The following is a 17,604-nucleotide window of genomic DNA, read 5'->3' as shown; positions in this document are numbered from 1 at the left end:
GGTCGAGCCGGGACAGCGCCGCCCTGGCCGGCCGGCTCGGGCGTCCGACCGAAATCGCGCTTGCGACGGTATGGCTCGAGGAGCTCGTGCGGGTCCTTCGGCATACCGGTGACCTACCCGGCCGACGACGCCCTCACCACGAACCGGACGAGGACCCGCCGCCGCCTGACCCGCTGAACCCGCCGCCCGAGAACCCCGAGCCGCCGGACGAGCCAGGAGTCGATGTGAACGTCCCGGTCGAGGTCGTCGAGAAGCTCTCCACCCCGTTGGCGATGCTGGTGAAGTCGGGGAAGGCGCTGCCGCTCCAGACGTACCAGCTGGGCATCACGACCGTGCGGCCGACCGCTTCGGCGGCCTGCGCCACCTCGGCGAACGTCCGCGCCCACCGGTCGGCCACGCCGAAGACGACGGCGTAGGGCAGGTAGCGGCTGAAGATGTTGCTCGCCTCCTCGAAGGCGATCTGCCCGGCCTCCGCCGTCGTGAGGTACTCCTTGAAGCCGAGGGACTGGGCGAGCACCGCGGAGCCCTCGGCCGTCTTCGCCGCCATCCGGCCGCCGAGGAACCAGACGATCGCTCCCGCGATGACCAGGCCGACGCCGAGGACTGCCCCACCGCTGAACCCGGCCCCCATGAGGGCTGCCACGGCGCCCTGGCCGTAGAAGAGGATCATGCCCCCGACGACCGCGATGACGACCCCCAAGCCCTGCCACACTCCCCGCTGGAGCTGCGGGGACGACCGGAACCAGTGACGGGTCACCACCTCGTCGTACATGTCGGACTGGATCTTCTTCAGCGTGCTGGCGAAGGTGTTCTTGAGGTCAGACAGCGCCACGACGTCACCGTGGGCCCCGAAGATGCCGTCGAGGAGGCGCCGCTCGAACGGCAGCAGGGTGTCATCGCGAGGCGGGGCGAGCCGGGCGAGGTTCCAGTCCGTTCGTCGGAACACGCCGCCGCCTTCCACCTCCTCGATGCGCAGGTGGCCCCGGACCGCCAGGTCGATGACGGTCGCGGACACGTCGATCGGGTTCGCCCGCTCGTCGAGGATGGTCCCGACGAGGCCCGGTGGGACGCCGGCGGGCGGGTGGAACTGGACGGCGATCGTTCCCGTGCCGCCACGCGTGGTCGGTTGCGCCGGCCCGCCTGCGGCGGAGGGGGTCAGCCCGGGGGTGAGGTCGGCGTAGCGCTCGTCCCGTCCACGGGTCCAGACGAGCACCCCCATGACGGCGAGCGCCAGAACCGGCGCGCCCACCCCGGCGGCGACGGCGGCCCCGTTGGCCGCGGTCGCTGCGCTGCCGCCGTAGCTGGACTCGGCGTTGCCCTCGCGCACGTCCGGCCGTGGGTTCGCGAAGGCGCTGGCCGGGTAGCCGGCGATCACCGTCATCGCCTCCCCGGGCTCAAGGCCCATCGTCGCGAACGTCGTGGGGTCACCGGCGACCGCCTGACACGTCGTGTCGGCTCCGGCCTCCCCCTTGTAACAGGCCACCTGCGTCGACGGCGCCGGCGCTCTGACGACGACGTTGACCCGTTCGCGGGGCGTCAGCTCGTTGCTGCCGAACACGTTGTAGTGGAACTCCACCGTGTCGCCGGCTCCCCCGGTCGCGGCAATCGGGTTGAGGACGTCGTGGAGGGTGTAGCGCAGCTCGTAGACCTGGGTTCCCTCGGTCCACTGGTCGGCGCTGCCGATCCGGATCTCCTTGGCCGCCCCGTTGTCGCTGACCCGGAACGTCGCAGGGGCGCCCGACGGGCTCGACACCTGCACGTCGGTCAGGTCGTAGTAGCGGTACCTGCCAGCCTCGTCGTTGAAGCCCATCCGCACGACGATGTCGCGGAAGATGCCGTGGCGCCGCTCCCCCGCCGGGAACCGCCACGTGATGGTCTCCTCGACGGCGACGCTCCCGTCCGGCTGGAGGTCGTACACCACCGAGAAGCGCTCCATCGCCTCGTCCCCCACGGCATGGGCGCTGCCGGCGGGCAGGACTGCGAGCCAGAACGCCCCGAGCAGCGCGGAGAACACCGTGACGATCCATCGCTGCGTTCGCACCGTCATGCCCCCACAGTCTCGATTCCGGTCGGTCCACTCACGCGGACGGCGGGACAACACCGTAACGTCCTTCGTCGCTCCGGCAGTTTATCCGGGCCGGATCGGGTGGCTCCTAGGCCTGGCGACCGCGGTGCGCCGCGCTCATGGCACGGGCGGTCTCGCGCTGGTCCTGTCGCTCGCGCAGCGCATGGCGCTTGTCGTACTGCTTCTTGCCGGTCGCGATGGCGATCTCGACCTTGGCGCGGCCGTCCTTGAAGTACAGCGCCAGCGGGACGATCGTCCGGCCACTCTCCCGGGTCTTGCCCGAGATCTTCTCCAGCTCGGAGCGGTGGAGCAGCAGCTTGCGCTTGCGCCGTGGTGCGTGGTTGTTCCACGTCCCGTTGAGGTACTCGGGGATGTGGACGTTCTCAAGGTAGAGCTCGTCACCGGTGAACATCGCGAACCCGTCGACGAGCGAGGCCCGCCCCATGCGCAGCGCCTTGACCTCGGTGCCCGAGAGGACGATGCCGGCCTCGAAGGTGTCCTCGATGTGGTAGTCGTGGCGCGCCTTGCGGTTGCTCGCGACGAGCGACCGCCCCTTCTCCTTCGGCACCGGACCGTTCCCTTCACTCCACAGCAGGACGTATGCCGCTGGGCTGGGTCCCGGGGCGACGACGTCAACGCTACCCCGAGGAGGGGTCTCACCCGGACTCGGTTTGCTCAGAGCCAGTTGCGCGGGTTGACCGGAGTGCCGTCCTCGTACACGCCGAAGTGCAGGTGACAGCCGGTGGAGTACCCGGTGGTGCCGCTGTACCCGATGAGCTGCCCCCGTTGGACGCTGCCACCCCACGCGACGATGCTCGACAGGTGGTTGTAGCTGGTCACGAGGTCGATGCCCCGGTGGATGCCGTGGTCGATGAGCACCTGGTTGCCCCAGCCGCTCTCGCGCCACCCGGCGCGGATCACCGAGCCCGGAGCGGCGGCGTACACGGGCGTGCCACAGGCGACGCCCCAGTCCAGGCCGTCGTGGAGCATCCACTTCTGGAGGACGGGGTGCCAGCGCATGCCGAAGCCGGACGTCGTCGGACCGTTGGCCGGGTAGGAGAGGTAGTTGCTCGGCGTGGAACTCTGGACCGGCGCGGGGATCCTCGGGGTGTAGCTTCGACCCGCCCGCGCGGCCGCGGCCGCCTTCGCCCGCTCCGCCCGGATCTTCGCGTCTCGTTCGGCCTTGAGCTTGGCCAGCCGCTTCTGCTCGGCGATCTTGGCCAGCCGGGCCCGCTCCAGGAGCACCGCCTTGAGCCGGGAGGCCTCTCGCTCGGCAGCCGCGAGCTGAGCCTTCTCGTCGGCCCGCTGTTTGCGCAGGTCGCCCGCGTAGGCGGTCTGCTTCGTGTTGAGCGACTCGAGGTCGGCCTTGGCCGCGGACGCGTTCTGCGTCGCCGTCGTGGCGTTGTTCTTGGCCACGACCGCCTGCTCGCGGGCCTGGGTCGCGGCGGCACTCGCGGCCTCCGCGGACTTCAGTGCCTTCTCCGCCTGGATCTTGAGTGCGGCCACCTCACCGCGCACCGAGGTGAGGTACGCCTTCGTGGCCGTGTTGTCGGCGGTCATCGCGGCGAGCTTGTCGATCGTGTCACTCGCGACCGCGCTCGCGGTGTCGGCCATGACCAGCCGGTTCGCGAAGTCCTGGGGAGAGGTGGAGCCGAAGACCATGCCGAGCTGGGACTCGGTCACCGACCCGCCCTGGAAGACCTCGGCTGCATAGGCATCGAGGGCGTCCTGCGACGTCACGAGCTCGCGCCCGCTTCGCTTCAGCTTCTCCGCCGCGCGGGACTCGTTGGCCTGGGCTTCGGCCAGCTTCTGGGCCACGTCGTCGTTGTGGGCGCGCGCCTTTGCCTCCGCGGCGACGGCGCGGGCCTCGGTTGCCTCAGCCTGCGCCTGAGCCTGCTGGGCTCGGGCGAGCGCTGACTGGGCCTGGGCCACCCGCTGTTGGGCGGCGGGGATGGCGGCGCGAGTCCTCTCCAGGTTGACGTAGGCCTTCGCGAGGGCGGCGTTCGTCCCTTCGAGCTGTTGGCCGAGCGCGGCGATGCGGCGGTCGGCCCGCCGCTTCTGGTCCTGGACGTCATCGGCTCGGGCGACCATGCCCCCGACCAGGGACAGAGTGCAGGCGGCAGCCGCTGCGATCGCCGTCCAACGAGTCTTCGCAGTGGGCTTGCTCGACCGTCTCACTCGCCACATATGGATCATTGGTACCACAGGCACCACCCCTAACGGGAGAAGAACGTGAGCAAATTGTGGCGAACTTCGCGTGTCGATGCGTGACAAACCGGAATATTTCTGCCGGAGGTCACACTCTGAGGTACCGGCGGAGCGTCACCCAGGACGTCACGGTGGCCAGGAGGACGACCCCGAGGATGACGATCGGGGCGACCGACAGCACATCCACCTCGCCGATGAACGCGGTGTCCGTCAACGTCGTGCTGAGGAAGCCCACGACTCCGTACTTGACCGTGCCCCACAGCATGACCATCGCCAGCCCGGCGCCGACGACGCTGGCGAGGACCGTCTCCATGACGAACGGGAACCGGATCGTGAAGTTCGAGGCGCCGACGAGGCGCATGATGCCCGTCTCGCGGCGCCGGCTGAACGCGGCCTGCCGGATCGTCGTCGAGATGAGCATCACGGCCGCGAGCACCATCAGGGACGAGAGCGCGATCGCCGACCACGACACGGTGTTCATGAAGGTGAAGAACTTCTCGAGGAGCTTCTTCTGGTCCTGCACGTCGGCCACCCCTGGCATCCCCTTGACCGAGCTCGCCACGATGTCGAACTTGTTCGGGTCAGCGAGGTTGACCCGGTACGAGTCCGCGAAGTAGGACTCCCCCGCGCGCGCCAACGGTGAGTTCTTGTACGTCTCCTTGAACCGCCCGAAGGCCTCGGCGCGGGACTCGTAGAAGATCTCGCTCACGGTGGGTCGGAGCGACTCGAGCTCCTGCTTGATCGTCGCCCGCTGCTCTTCCGACGTGGCCTGGCCGGCACAGTTGGCGTAGCGGGTCTTCTCCGCGCAGAGCAGCACGGTGACCTGGACCCGGTCGTACCAGTAGTCCTTCATGGTGTCGACCTGGCGTTGACCCATCAGGCCGAGGCCGAGGAGGTACATCGAGATCATCGTGACGATGACGACGGAGACCGCCATCGAGAGGTTGCGCCGGAGACCGTTGCCGATCTCGCCGAGGAGGAACTGGAGTCGCATGGCTCGTCTCGATCAGTGGGTGGTGGAACGCTCTGGCTGGCGACGGCGGAAGAGGGGAAACCGCTCGGGCCGCGCGATGGGCGCGTCGGCGTCGCGGCCGATCGGCGGGAGCTCACCCTCCTCCTCCTCGTACGCCTCCACGGCGTCGAGGGCCTCCGCCTGGAGGGGGTCGGGCAGGTCATCCGGCTGGGCCGGCTCGAGCACGACTCGGGGGATGGAGCCCGTCGTGTAGTCCCCGGTCTCCACGTCGGCGACGAGCAGCCCACGGTCGAGGCGGATCACCCGCTTCTGCATCGCGTTGACCGTCGCGGTGTCGTGAGTGGCCATGACCACCGTCGTGCCGGTGTGGTTGATCCGCTCGAGCAGCTTGACGATCTCGAGGCTGGTGTCCGGGTCGAGGTTGCCGGTCGGCTCGTCCGCGAGCAGGATCGGTGGCCGGTTGACGAACGCCCGCGCGATCGCGACCCGCTGCTGCTCACCGCCGGACAGCTGGTGCGGCAGGCGCTTGCCCATCCCACCGAGCCCGACCAGCTCGAGCGTCTCGGGCACGGTCTGCCGGATCCGCGCCCGCGACGCGCCCAGCACCTGGAGGGCGTAGGCGACGTTCTGGTGGACCGTCTTGTTGGGCAGCAGCCGGAAGTCCTGGAAGACGAAGCCGATCTCCCGGCGCAGGGCGGGCACCTTCCGGTCGGCGAGCAGCCCCAGCTCCCGCCCGGCCACGAGGATGCGTCCGGCGGTCACGTCCTGCTCCTTCATGACCAGCTGGAGGAGCGTCGACTTTCCCGAGCCCGACGTGCCCACGACGAAGACGAACTCGCCGCGGGTGATCTCGAGCGACACGTCGTCGAGGGCGGGCCGCTGTGTCCGTGGGTACGTCTTCGTGACGTTCTCGAAGAGGATCATCGCCAGTTCCCTGGACCTCACTCGTCGGGGACAAAGGGTGCCGAACGCGGAGCCAGCGTTGCGCTGGGACCGGGCTCAGCGGCATACGGCATGGTCCGCAGCCGTCTCCGAGGCTACGGGCCGACGGCCCGAATCGTGGGCACCCGGCCGGCCGGGCGTGGCGTGCCGCGCCTCCGGGGGCTCAGACCGCAGCCTTCTTCTGGGCGATCTGCCAGCGGATGCCGGCCTCGATGAACCCGTCGATGTCGCCGTCGAAGACCGCTGCCGGGTTGCCCGTCTCAAAGTCCGTCCGGAGGTCCTTGACCATCTGGTACGGGTTGAGGACGTAGGAGCGCATCTGGTCGCCCCAGCTCGCCTTGACGTCGCCCGCCATCTCCTTCTTGACCGCGGCTTCCTCCGCCTTGCGCTGCAGGAGCAGCCGCGACTGGAGGACCCGGAGGGCGGCGGCGCGGTTCTGGATCTGCGACTTCTCGTTCTGCATCGACACGACGATGCCGGTGGGGAGGTGCGTCATGCGCACGGCGGAGTCGGTCGTGTTGACGCTCTGGCCCCCCGGTCCCGACGATCGGAACACGTCGATCTTCAGCTCGTTCTCGGGGATCTCGATCGAGTCGTCGGACTCGATGAGCGGGATGACCTCCACCGCGGCGAAGCTCGTCTGGCGGCGGCCCTGGTTGTCGAACGGGCTGATCCGCACCAGGCGGTGGGTGCCACCCTCCACGTTGAGGTGCCCGAACGCGTAGGGGACGTTGACCTCGAAGGTCGCCGACTTGAGCCCTGCCTCCTCGGCGTAGGAGGTGTCCATCACCTTGGTCGGGTAGCCGTGCCGCTCGGCCCAGCGGAGGTACATCCGCATCAGCATCTCGGCGAAGTCGGCGGCGTCGACACCGCCGGCCCCGGCCCGGATCGTGACGACGGCCTCCCGCTCGTCGTACTCGCCGGACAGGAGCGTGCGGACCTCGAGCTCCCCGAGGTCCTTCTTGATCTTGGCGAGGTCGCGCAGGGCCTCGTCCATGGTGTCCTGGTCGGACTCCTCGGTGGCCATCTCGACGAGGGTCTCGAGGTCGTTGATGCGACTGTCCATGCTGAGCACCCGGTCACGCTCTGCGTTGGCTCGGGAGAGCGCCGACGTGACCTGCTGCGCCTTGTCCTGGTCGTCCCAGAGGTTCGGCTCGGAGGCCTGCCGCTCGAGCTCGACGATCTGCTTGGCGAGCACGTCGAGGTCCGTGACCCCGCGCACGGAGTCCATCGTCGCCCGCAGGTCCTTGATCTCTTGCGTGAAGTCAACAGCCACGATGGAACAGCCTACGTCAGTTCATCCGGATGGCCGTATGCCGCTGGGCTCGCTCCCCGGGGCCGCCGCCGGAGCGAGGTGGCTGAGCCGGGCCCACGCATCCTGGCTCGTCCCCTCCGTCGGCCGCGCTCTGACGGTTGGTCGTTCTGATGGTTGGTGGGTATGGGACGGGCGCGCTTGGGCTGCAAAGGGGTCGGAGGCCAACGGCACGCCGGTCCCGGCCCGCGCACGCGTCACCGACGGGGTGGCGCGCCCTCCCCACGAAAGGTGACCATGGCCGTCCGTCGCAGGTCCCGCGCCAGCATCAGCACCATCGTTGTCGTCATCTGGCTGCTCATCGGCGTGCTAGCCGCCGTCCAGAGGGGCTACTTCGGCTCTGCGGAGCCCAGCTGCAGCAGGATCGGCAGCGCCGCCCTGACGATCATCACGGGACCCCTGAACTATCTGGGGCTGGACCCCGAGATCGGCTGCTCGGTGCCACAGCCGTCGGAGTAGCCGGAGCAGCCGGAGCAGCCGGATCCCGGCGCCGGCCCGGGCGCGGGCTGCCCATGGAGCAAGCCCGCGCCCGGTTGACCGGCGGTCAGCTGACGGGTGCACGCGCCCGGGAGGTCACGGTGACCGTGACGCCGCCGCCCAGCGACTCGAGGATCCAACCGGTCATGGGCAGCGCGGCCCTGCCCCGCAGCGTCACTTCGGCGGTGCGCCCGTCCCTGCTGCCGGTCGCGGCGACCAGCGACCACTCCGTGATCCCGGGCGGGGTGGGAGTCCGCGCGAGGTGCTCCTGGGCTGCCGCTCTGACGGACGCATCGGTCAGGACGAGCGGTCCGGCGACTCCTCCGCGGTAGACGGCCGTGGCGTCGAGGGCGTCCGCGGCGTCGAGCGCGACGGCGTCGGCGGTGTCGAGCAGGCGCATCCGCGCCAGCTGAGCTGCCGTCACATCCACCGCCCCGAGGATGAAGACGAGGACGATGACGAACAGTCCGAGGATGAGGACGGCGATCTGACCGTCCTCACCCGACACCATGCGGGTTCGCGACGAAGAGCTGAAGAGCCGGCTCATCGGGCCACGTACGTGTCGACGGCCGCCACGTGGGTCGACGAGATGGAGACCGATGCCGGCAGGCTCCCCGCGACGACGTCGGGCACCAGCGGCAGGTGCACCTCGATCGCCGCGGTCGACGTCACCACGCCGTCAGGGCGCAGGCACGGGGTGCCGTCGCACTGCACCACCAGGGTCGCACCCTCGTCGAAGCCGAAGTCCGCAAAGGCGATTCGCGCCGCATCGGCGGCCCGGCCCCGGGCCTCCTCGTCGTCCGCTCCGGTGACGAACGCGCGTCCCGCCTCACGGCCGGCCAGTGAGGCCGAGAAGGTTGCCGCCTGGATCCGGGCGAGGGTGAGCACGAGGTAGGTCAACGGAAGCAGCAGCAGGACGCCGAGGAAGATGAACTCGACGATGGCTCGGCCGTCGTCGCCGACCTTCTCGTCGCCGTGGGCCCGATCCGGCGCCCCGCGCCGGGAGCGCATCATCGGGACCCCGCGCCCGCAGGTCCCGAGACCTGGGTCTCGCTGAAGGCGCGGCCACTCACGGTGAGACCGCCGGCGGGACCGATCGGACCGATCAGCGGCAACGGCGCCGTGACCGTCACGACGACCACCTGGACGCCCTCCATCGTGCGGGCCACGCCCGCCGACACGTCCTGTGCGAAGGACGCGTTGAGGGACGCCGCGATCAGACCCTCGGCCCGGAAAGCCCCGTCATCGGGCGAGGCATCCATTCGGGCGCCGAACCGGGCACCCTCCGACGCGGCGGAGATCAACGTGTTTCGGATGTAAAGGGCGACGGCGAGCTGGAGAACCGCGAGGACGACGAAGAGCAGCAGCGCAGACACCATGACGAACTCGGCGATCGCTGACCCGTCGTCGGTACCGCCGGCATCCCCTCTCGGCAACCGGTCAGTGAGGCGCAACGGCTCAGCCGCCGCTGGGACCGCTGACACTGCTGATCGCGTTGGTGAAGAGCGACTCGAGCTGGTCTCCCGCCACCCCCCAGAGCAGCGTGACCAGACCCGCCGTCATGATCGTGATCAGGACCCAGCCGGGAACGTCACCGCGGTCCCTGGGCCCGCTCAAGGCGGCCGTGACCCTGTGGACCGCCCGCTTGGTGAGGTGACTGATCGTCGGCGTCAGATGCGTGCTCATCGTGAGATCTCCTGTTTCCCTGTGGTGTTGAGGTCGTTCAGTCAGCGGGCGGTCACAGCTCGAACCGAAGGAAGCTGAGGCCCGGGTAGATGGCGAAGAGGACCGTCACGGGCAGGATGAGGAAGACCACGGGAACCATCATCACGATCTCGCGCTTGCCACCCTGTTCCATGAGCACCCGGCGCCCGTCCTCTCTAACGTCCTGTGCCTGGGCACGGAGCACGTCCGCCAGCGGGGTGCCTCGCTCGACGGCGACGACGATGCCGTCGACGAAGCGACTGAGGCTGGGCAGTCCGGTGCGGTCGGCCAGTCCCTGGAGTGCGGTGGGCAGGTTCGCTCCCGCCCGCGCATCGGCGAGGCAGCGGCGCAGTTCGTCGGCGAGCTCGCCGTCCGACAGTCTGCAGACGCGCTCGAGCGCACCGGTGGCCCCTTCGCCAGCGCTCACGGCCAGCGCGAGCAGCTCTGCGACCGTGGGGAACTCGGCTAGCATCCGCTGCTCCCGGCGTCGAGCCGCACGGCTCAACGAATAGTCGCGCAGGACTGCTCCGACGGCGACGCCGATGACGGTGAGCAGAACGAGCATCGGCACCGAGAAGCTCCGCTTGGACACCGCAAGGACACCCGAGCCCAGGAGCCCGAGAGCCGCGCCGCCCGTGGCCCAGAGAACCTGCTCGGCCCGGAACCGTTCGAGGTCGGCGCCGCGACCGGCGCGCAGCTGCCTTCGCACCACGGATGGTCCGCCTCCGAGGACCCGTTCGAAACCCGCTCCCAGGCTGCGCAGGTACGGAGCGAGCAGATCCCCCAGCCCGAAGATCGTCAGTGTCGACGGCCCGCTGCCAAGCAGGCGCGACGGCATCGGGGCGTCCCGCAGGTAGGGCGCGAGCCGCTGCTCCAAGGTCGCCCTCCGGCGCCACGGCAGGCCGGCACCGATGAGGGACAGACCCGCGAGCATGGCGACCCCCACGGCCGCTCCGGCCCAGGACCACCCGACGCTCACCGCAGCACCCGTTCCTCGTCGGGGAGCCGACCGATCCAGACCATCAGCCGGTAGGCGACGATGCACAAGCCGGCTCCGAATGCGAGAACCAGCCACCCGGTCGGTGTGGCGTACGCCTGGAGGGAGCCACCCCGGAGGGCCAACATGGCCAGGACCACCCACGGTGCGGCAACCGCGAGCCGGGCAGCGTTGATGGTCCAGCTCTGGCGCGCCTCGAGCTCGGCCCGGGTCCGAGCGTCCTCGCGCAGGAACGCGGACAGGGTCCGGAGCAGGCGTCCGAGGTCGCTGCCACCGACCTCCCGGGCGATCCGCAGCGACTCGATCAGTCGGTCGGCCACCGGGTCACTCATCGCGTCCTTCAGCCGGTCGAGGCAGTCGTGGAACCGGCCGGTCGCGCGATAGTCCTCGGCGAAACGCGCGAAGGGGGGACGGAGCTCCTCGGGTCCTCGGACGGCCAGCTGGGCGAGGGCCTCAGGCAAGGCCAGGCCGGCGCGCACTCCGGAGGTGATGTTGTCGACCGCGTCCGGCCAGAGATCGCGGAGCTTGCCGCGCCGCTTGCGGGCGCGCATCCGGATGAGGGAGATGGGCGACGCGGCGGCAATCGCCCCGAAGCACAACGCGATCGGCACGACAGCCGTGAGAAGCATGAACAGGAGGAAGGCGAGGACGAAGAGGACCACCGAGCCGACCAGCACGTTGGTGGGCGTGACGGTGGGATAGCCGGCCTGGCGGAGGTGGTCACGCAGGTCCTCGACGAGGCCGGACCGTCGCCCGACACGTGCTGCACCCGGCCCGGCTGACTGGGGCCAGAACGACCAGTAGATGCAGAACACCCCGGCACCGAGGACAAGGCCCACGACGAGGGGCGACATCACGCACCCCGCTGAGCGAGCAGGGCAGTGACGTCGTAGCCGGCCCGGTCGAAGGCCTCCCGGTGGGGCGGGAAGCCGTCGGCCCGCTGCAGCATCCCACCGCGGCTCACGAAGAGGTCGGCAACCTCGATGACGTCGCCCTCCGCCCGGCCCGGAACCGCCACGATCTCTCTCACCCGCCGTCGCCCGTCCCGCTCGAGCGCAACGTGGACGACGAGGTCGACCGACGAGGCGACCGTGGGCACGACGAAGCGGCTGGACACGTTGTCCCCGGCCAGGAGCGGGAGGGTGCACATCTTGGTGACGGCCTCCCGAGCGCTGTTGGCGTGCAGGGTGCACATCCCCGGCACGCCGCTGTTCAGGGCGATGAGAAGGTCGAGACTCTCCTCCTGGCGCACCTCACCGACGATGATGCGCGAGGGGCGCATCCGCAGCGCCTCCTTGACGAGCCGGCGCAGCGGGACCTCACCGGTTCCTTCGAGGCTCGGCTGGCGGCACTGCATCGACGCGACGTCGCGGAGTGGGATCTTCAGCTCGAAGACCTCTTCGCAGGTGATGACGCGCTCCCGGGGCGGGATGGCTGCGGCGAGGCAGTTGAGCAAGGTGGTCTTGCCGGCCTGCGTGCCGCCGGCCACGAGGATGTTCAGCCCGCTCGAGACAGCCGCCGCAAGGAAGTCGGCCGCCTGCTTGGTGACCGAGCCGAGGCGGACCAGGTCGTCGAGGTGGTCCGCCTTGACGACGAACTTGCGGACGTTGACCTGCCAGTGCAGCCTGCTGATGTCGGGGATCACGACGTGCAGACGGGACCCGTCCGGCAAGGTCGCGTCCACGAAGGGTGAGCTGAGGTCCACGCGACGACCGCTCGTCTTGAGCATCCGTTCGACGAGGTCCCGAACCTCTTCGGAGGTGAGGATCGTCGGCGTCAGCTCGGCCACGCCACCGCGAGCGACGAACACCTTGCTCGGTTCGTTGATCCAGATCTCCTCGACCGCGGGGTCGTCGAAGTACTGCTGCAGCGGCCCATAGCCGGCCACGACAGCCAGGATCGAGTGGACGGCGGCCTTCGTGTCCCCGAGCTGGGGCAGGCCGCCGTGCAGCGACCGCTCGTCGTAGTCGTGCACGGCGTCCTGAACGAGCCGCTGCACCTCCCGGGTGTCCCGGGAGGGATCGAGCCCGGTTCGCCGGATGAGCTCACGCACCTCGCCCTCGACGTGGCGCACCGCTTGCTGAGTCGACACCTGCTCCCCCTGACTCGACTGCTGACATCTAATCCTGACCCGAAATGCCCGATTCGTCGCGTCGAAACCATGGCGCCAGATCGACTCCGAACCAGCTGGACGAACGTGAACTGTGGAAAACGTAGTCCAGGGCGAGCAAACCGGGTCCAACACCAACGATGGAGAGCGGGTTCGCGGGCCCGGCAGCCTGTGGAGAACTCCGGCTCGCGGGAGGCGTGGTCGGCCAGAGTGGAGAGTCCGCGGGTGGCGGAGTGGTCGGAGCGAGGGAGCGGGATGAGACTTCGGATGGGGCTGGTGGACCCCAGCACCGCCAGGGTGCGAGACGTCGTCATCGACACCGACGAGAACGGAGACACCCCGGGCGAGCATCCCGTCACCTTCAAAGAGGTGCGCCCGAGGCTCGCGGAACTGCTCCACCGGAGACCCGGCACATTCTTCATCGACGGCCACCCCGTCACGGACGAGGCGGTCCTCGGCGAGGGACGGCTCATTCGGGGTGCGTTGCTGCGCGCGGATGACGAGGCGCGTGACGCCGCCCCGGGGGAAGTCCTCCCACCTGGGCTCGTCCAGGTGCACGTCGTGGGCGGCCCCGGGGCCGGGCGAGTCATCCACCTGGCACGCGGCGAGCACGTCGTGGGCCGAGCCACGTCGAGCGGGGTCCGTCTGGACGACCATGGCGTGTCGCGAGCCCATGCCTCGATCACCATCGACGACGCGGGCATCCGGCTGCGCGAGCTCGAGGCGACCAACCCCACCTACGTGGATGAGGCACGGGTCCCGCCCGATGGTGCAGCGCTCAGCGTCGGCGACCGGATCAGGGTTGCGTCGACCACCCTCGTCCTGAGACGCCCAGACACGACGCCTGCCGCGAGCGAGTGCTCGCGGGGCTCCGTCCGGGTCAACCGCCGGCCGCGCTTCACACCGCACACCGAGCCGGTGACGATCCGCTTTCCCGAGCGACCCACACGCCCCCCGGCCACCCGTGCTCCTGTCCTCGCCGCCCTGGCCCCCCTGGCCATCTCGGTGGCGCTGGCCGCCGCACTTCGCTCTCCCGTGATGCTCCTGTTCGCCCTGATGTCTCCGGTCATGCTCCTGACGCAGTGGTGGGGCGACCGCCGGCACGGGCGGGTGTCCCACCGATCCCAGCTGGCCGACCATGCTCGCCTGACCGCGGAGGCCGAGAGCCTGCTGGACGACGCACTGGCCGCAGAGCGCGAAGCGCGCCATGACGAGCAGCCGGACCTGGCCCTCGTCGCCTCCGTCGCCACCCATCGGGACGCTCGCCTGTGGGAGCGGCGGACCGGCGACACCGACCACCTCGTCCTGCGGGTCGGCACCGCTCGACAGGCGGCGAGGACGCGAGTCGAGGCCCCAGACGAGTCCCGCGCCGACCCGACGGTGCCCGACGTCCCGGTCGTCCTCGACCTGGGCGTCGGCGTCATCGGGGTCGCTGGTCCCCGCGCCAGGACGCGGGCTGCCGTGAGCAGCCTCGTCGCCCAGGCTTCGGTCTGGCACTCTCCACGCTCAACGCGGGTCGTCATCATCTCGGCCGCACCCGACGCGGAACGGGACTGGGCCTGGGCGACCTGGCTCCCCCACGCCGCCGGCCCGCCGAGCGGACCCGTTGCCCTGGTGGCCTCAGTGGATGACGAGGCGGCCGTGGTGGCACGGGTCGCCGAGCTGCTGACGGTGATCGACTCGCGGACCCGACCTGCGAACGGCGTCGGCGTGCAGGCGCGTGCGGTCCCGCGCTTCCTCGTCGTCCTCGATGGCGCCGCGGAGCTGCGCGGACGGGCGGGCATCGCAGCGATCCTCGAAGCCGCCCCGAGCGCCGGGGTGCACGTCGTGGCCCTGGACGAGACGGCTGAGCGGCTCCCCGCGGAATGCCGGGCCCAGCTGGTCCTCGACGAGGGGCCCGCTCCCCGAGCCGAGCTCCACCTCGACGACGCGACGATCCGGGACATCGTCCCCGACCTGCCGCACCCGGCGTGGGTCGGTTCCCTCGCCCGGTCGCTGGCGCCGCTCGAGGACGTGACTCCCGAAACCGGCTCCAGTGCCCTTCCTGACGCCATCACCCTCGCTGCGGCCCACGCGCTCACTGGCCACGAGCCGACGCAGGCCCCTGTTCTCGTCCAGCTGTGGTCGACCTCCGACGGCCGCCCTCGCGCCGTGCTCGGCGTCGCCCAGGACGGGCCCTTCGTCGTCGACCTCGCGCAGGACGGGCCACACTGCCTCGTCGGGGGCACCACGGGATCGGGCAAGTCCGAGCTCCTGCAGACCTTGGTCGTGGGGCTCGCCGTCAGCACCCCTCCGGACGAGCTGGCGTTCGTGCTCGTCGACTACAAGGGCGGTTCCGCGTTCAAGGAGTGCGCCCAGCTGCCACACTGCCTCGGCGTCGTCACCGACCTCGACGAGCACCTCACCCGGCGAGCGCTCGAGTCGCTCGGGGCCGAGGTCAAGCGGCGCGAGGCCCTCCTGGCCGAGGCGGGCGCAAAGGACCTCGACGACTACCGTCGGGTCCGTTCCCAGAGGGGCGAGCTGGAGCCGTTGGCCCGGCTCGTCATCGTCGTCGACGAGTTCAAGATGCTGGCGGACGAGCTGCCCGACTTCGTCGACGGACTCGTGCGGATCGCCGCCGTGGGCCGCTCTCTCGGGGTGCACTTGGTGCTCGCCACCCAACGGCCCGCGGGCATCATCACCGGTGACATGCGAGCGAACGTCTCGCTCCGGATCGCCCTCCGGGTCAGGGATCGCAGCGACAGCGACGACGTCATCGAGAGCCCGGTGGCGGCGGCGGTCAGCGACCAGACGCCGGGGCGCGCGTGGGTCCGCACGGGCGGGGGCCGCCTGTCCGAAGTCCAGACCGCCTTCGCGGGTGCGTCGACCTCGCCGTGCCGCCCGACCCAGCCGCATCTCGTGTCGGTCCGGGAGCTGACCTGGGCCGACCTCGCCAGGCCTCTCACGGTCGACCGGCCGGCCGGCGCGGACACCGGTTCGAGCGAGCTGCAGGCCGTCGTGGCCGCTGCCAAGCAGGCCGCCGCGGCGCTGGGCGTGGTGGGCCCGCCCTCTCCGTGGCTGCCTCCCCTGCCGGCGTCGCTCTCCCGTTCCACCCTCACGGGGGACCGTCCGGCCGGCGCCGTCGCCCTCGGGCTCGAGGACGCCCCCGCTCTCCAGGCCCAGATGCCCTACACCTGGCACCCGGTGAGCGACGGGAACCTCGCGATCGCCGGCGGGGCGAGAACCGGTCGGACCACGACCGCCAGGGCACTCGCCGTCGGCCTCGCCGAGCACTGGCCACCCACACAGCTCCATCTGCACGTCATCGAGGGAACGCCCGGCTCACTCCGCGACCTCGCCTCCCTCCCGCACGTCGGCTCCGTCACGAGCACCGCCGACCCCGCTCTGGCCGCGCGTGTCATCGCACGCCTCACCGATGCGACGACACGTGGGCACCAGCTGCCGGACGATCCCGCCGGCACCGGGTCGCCGACGACCAGCGACGACAGACGTTGCCACACGGTTCTCCTCGTCGACGGCTGGGAGTCCGTCGAGGACGCCTTCGAGGCGGTGGACCACGGAGCTCCGGCGGAGGCGCTGCTGCGCCTCGCGCGGGACGGCATGGCAGCGGGCCTGCGCCTCGTCGTCACGGGCGGCCGGGGGCTCATCTCCGGCCGGGTCTCCAGCCTCGTCCAGCACCGCCTCGTGCTGCCCATGACAGACCCGATCGACCTCACCCTGGCCGGGCTGTCGCCGGAGCTGGCCCAAGGGCACCACGGCGTGGGCCGGGCCATCGACGTCGCAACCGGCCACCAGGTCCAGCTGGCGCACGTCGGCGCCGACCCCGAGAGCGGGGCACAGGTTCGCACCACCGTGGCCGTCGCCGAGCGGCTGCGGGCGGGCCTCTGGCGCGACAGCGCAGTCGGTGCTGCCGGTGCTGCCGGTGGCCTTCCGTGGCGGGTGGCCCCACTCCCCCACGCGGTGGCCTGGAACGACCTGCCCCCGGCCGGACCCGACTGGCTGGTCCTCGGGCTGGGCGGGGACGACGCGCGACCCCTCGGTTTCGAGGCGGGCTGGGTCGGGCGCCGCGCCCTCGTCGTCGGGGGCCCGCGCAGCGGGCGCAGCACCGTCCTGGCGACGATGGCTCGGCAGCTGGCCGACGCTGGGCGCCCCACCGTCGTGGTCGCCACCCGGCGCACGCCGCTGAGCTGGCTGGCCGGCACACCCCAGTTCCACCTCGTGTCGGCCCAGGACGGAGGGCGACTGCGTCAGCTGCGCGAGGCTCACCCTGACCTGTCCGTCCTCGTCGACGATGCCGAGGGGCTCGACGGCAGCCCGGCTGAGCCAGTGGTCCTGGAGGTGGCGCACGACCTCGGACACCCCAGCTCTTGGTGCGTCGCGGCGGTCGACGCCCGACGCGCGGCGAGCCTCTACCGCGGGGTCGTTCCCGAGCTCGCCCGGCACGCCACCGGCGTGGTCCTGTCACCGGTCTCCCCGAACGACGGCGACGTCCTCGGCATCCGGGTGGAGATCGCACGACATCGGCTCCCCGGCCGCGGCGTCATCGTGCTCGACGGAGCTACCCTCCCGATCCAGGTGGCCGACCCACGACTGCCGCCAGACCCGCGGTCCGACCTCGGCAGGTCGACGAAAGACCGAGCGGACACGGGTTGTTCACCACCTGGCGACTCGGTGCCCCCCGGTCCTGTCCCCCGGGATCGGTAGCGTCCCAAGCGCGCCCACCGGCGGCCCGGTGCAGACTCGTGGGCCCGGTGGCCAGGGGGCGCCGGGCCCACGTAGCCGCCGGGTGAGGGGGGCGCCCTCAGCAGATCCCCAC

15 protein-coding genes are annotated in these 17,604 nt (G+C 70.7%); 2 read left to right on the top strand and 13 right to left on the bottom strand.

Going from position 1 to position 17,604, the window contains the following annotated elements; genetic code table 11:
- Nucleotides 1-133: 133 nt before the first annotated feature.
- From INTCA_RS06535 to prfB, 6 genes are all read right to left on the bottom strand, one after another.
- Nucleotides 134-2,047 (bottom strand): DUF2207 domain-containing protein, encoded by a 1,914-nt coding sequence (locus INTCA_RS06535; RefSeq protein WP_148236504.1) that lies wholly within the window; start codon nt 2,045-2,047, stop codon nt 134-136.
- A 106-nt stretch (nt 2,048-2,153) separates the two neighbouring features.
- Nucleotides 2,154-2,633: an SsrA-binding protein SmpB gene (smpB, locus tag INTCA_RS06530; RefSeq protein WP_013492132.1), complete on the bottom strand. Its 480-nt coding sequence runs from the start codon at nt 2,631-2,633 to the stop codon at nt 2,154-2,156.
- 107 nt (nt 2,634-2,740) lie between these two features.
- Entirely contained in the window at nt 2,741-4,156 is a 1,416-nt protein-coding gene (locus INTCA_RS06525; RefSeq protein ID WP_013492131.1) for a peptidoglycan DD-metalloendopeptidase family protein, read from the bottom strand.
- Nucleotides 4,157-4,361: 205 nt separating this feature from the next.
- The gene (ftsX, locus tag INTCA_RS06520) at nt 4,362-5,267 is read right to left on the bottom strand and encodes a permease-like cell division protein FtsX (RefSeq protein ID WP_013492130.1); all 906 of its coding nucleotides are present in this window, start codon (nt 5,265-5,267) and stop codon (nt 4,362-4,364) included.
- 12 nt (nt 5,268-5,279) lie between these two features.
- Nucleotides 5,280-6,170, bottom strand: a complete 891-nt coding sequence (ftsE, locus tag INTCA_RS06515) for a cell division ATP-binding protein FtsE (RefSeq protein WP_013492129.1) — start codon at nt 6,168-6,170, stop codon at nt 5,280-5,282.
- Nucleotides 6,171-6,351: 181 nt separating this feature from the next.
- Nucleotides 6,352-7,464 (bottom strand): peptide chain release factor 2, encoded by a 1,113-nt coding sequence (gene prfB / locus INTCA_RS06510; protein ID WP_013492128.1) that lies wholly within the window; start codon nt 7,462-7,464, stop codon nt 6,352-6,354.
- Between the two features lie 273 nt (nt 7,465-7,737).
- On the opposite strand from prfB, the gene INTCA_RS06500 reads away from it, so the two are divergent.
- A complete protein-coding gene (locus INTCA_RS06500) occupies nt 7,738-7,959 on the top strand; it encodes a hypothetical protein (RefSeq protein WP_013492127.1) in 222 nt (73 codons plus the stop codon).
- A gap of 85 nt (nt 7,960-8,044) precedes the next feature.
- On the opposite strand, the gene INTCA_RS06495 is transcribed toward INTCA_RS06500, so the two are convergent.
- Genes INTCA_RS06495 through INTCA_RS06465 form a run of 7 tightly spaced genes read right to left on the bottom strand, consistent with a single transcriptional unit; the run spans nt 8,045 to nt 12,770 of the window.
- The gene (locus tag INTCA_RS06495; RefSeq protein ID WP_013492126.1) at nt 8,045-8,524 is read right to left on the bottom strand and encodes a pilus assembly protein TadG-related protein; all 480 of its coding nucleotides are present in this window, start codon (nt 8,522-8,524) and stop codon (nt 8,045-8,047) included.
- Nucleotides 8,521-8,991, bottom strand: coding sequence for a hypothetical protein (locus INTCA_RS06490; RefSeq protein WP_013492125.1), 471 nt, complete (start codon nt 8,989-8,991; stop codon nt 8,521-8,523). Before INTCA_RS06490 ends, INTCA_RS06495 begins: the two co-directional genes overlap by 4 nt.
- Nucleotides 8,988-9,413, bottom strand: a complete 426-nt coding sequence (locus tag INTCA_RS06485; protein ID WP_280513534.1) for a TadE/TadG family type IV pilus assembly protein — start codon at nt 9,411-9,413, stop codon at nt 8,988-8,990. Before INTCA_RS06485 ends, INTCA_RS06490 begins: the two co-directional genes overlap by 4 nt.
- Nucleotides 9,414-9,435: 22 nt before the next feature.
- Entirely contained in the window at nt 9,436-9,663 is a 228-nt protein-coding gene (locus tag INTCA_RS06480; protein WP_013492123.1) for a hypothetical protein, read from the bottom strand.
- A gap of 52 nt (nt 9,664-9,715) precedes the next feature.
- Nucleotides 9,716-10,660 (bottom strand): type II secretion system F family protein, encoded by a 945-nt coding sequence (locus tag INTCA_RS06475; protein ID WP_013492122.1) that lies wholly within the window; start codon nt 10,658-10,660, stop codon nt 9,716-9,718.
- Nucleotides 10,657-11,532, bottom strand: a complete 876-nt coding sequence (locus tag INTCA_RS06470; RefSeq protein ID WP_013492121.1) for a type II secretion system F family protein — start codon at nt 11,530-11,532, stop codon at nt 10,657-10,659. Before INTCA_RS06470 ends, INTCA_RS06475 begins: the two co-directional genes overlap by 4 nt.
- Nucleotides 11,532-12,770 (bottom strand): TadA family conjugal transfer-associated ATPase, encoded by a 1,239-nt coding sequence (locus INTCA_RS06465; RefSeq protein WP_013492120.1) that lies wholly within the window; start codon nt 12,768-12,770, stop codon nt 11,532-11,534. The genes INTCA_RS06470 and INTCA_RS06465 overlap by 1 nt, the downstream gene beginning before the upstream one ends.
- A 294-nt stretch (nt 12,771-13,064) precedes the next feature.
- Here INTCA_RS06465 and INTCA_RS06460 point away from each other — a divergent pair, with 294 nt between their 5' ends.
- Complete coding sequence (locus INTCA_RS06460; protein ID WP_169312906.1) at nt 13,065-17,492, top strand: type VII secretion EssC family protein; 4,428 nt, start codon at nt 13,065-13,067, stop codon at nt 17,490-17,492.
- Nucleotides 17,493-17,604: the final 112 nt, after the last annotated feature.

The sequence above is a fragment of the Intrasporangium calvum DSM 43043 genome, from assembly GCF_000184685.1.
Taxonomy (GTDB): Bacteria; Actinomycetota; Actinomycetes; order Actinomycetales; family Dermatophilaceae; genus Intrasporangium; species Intrasporangium calvum.
This window is presented reverse-complemented; position numbering and strand designations above follow the sequence as displayed.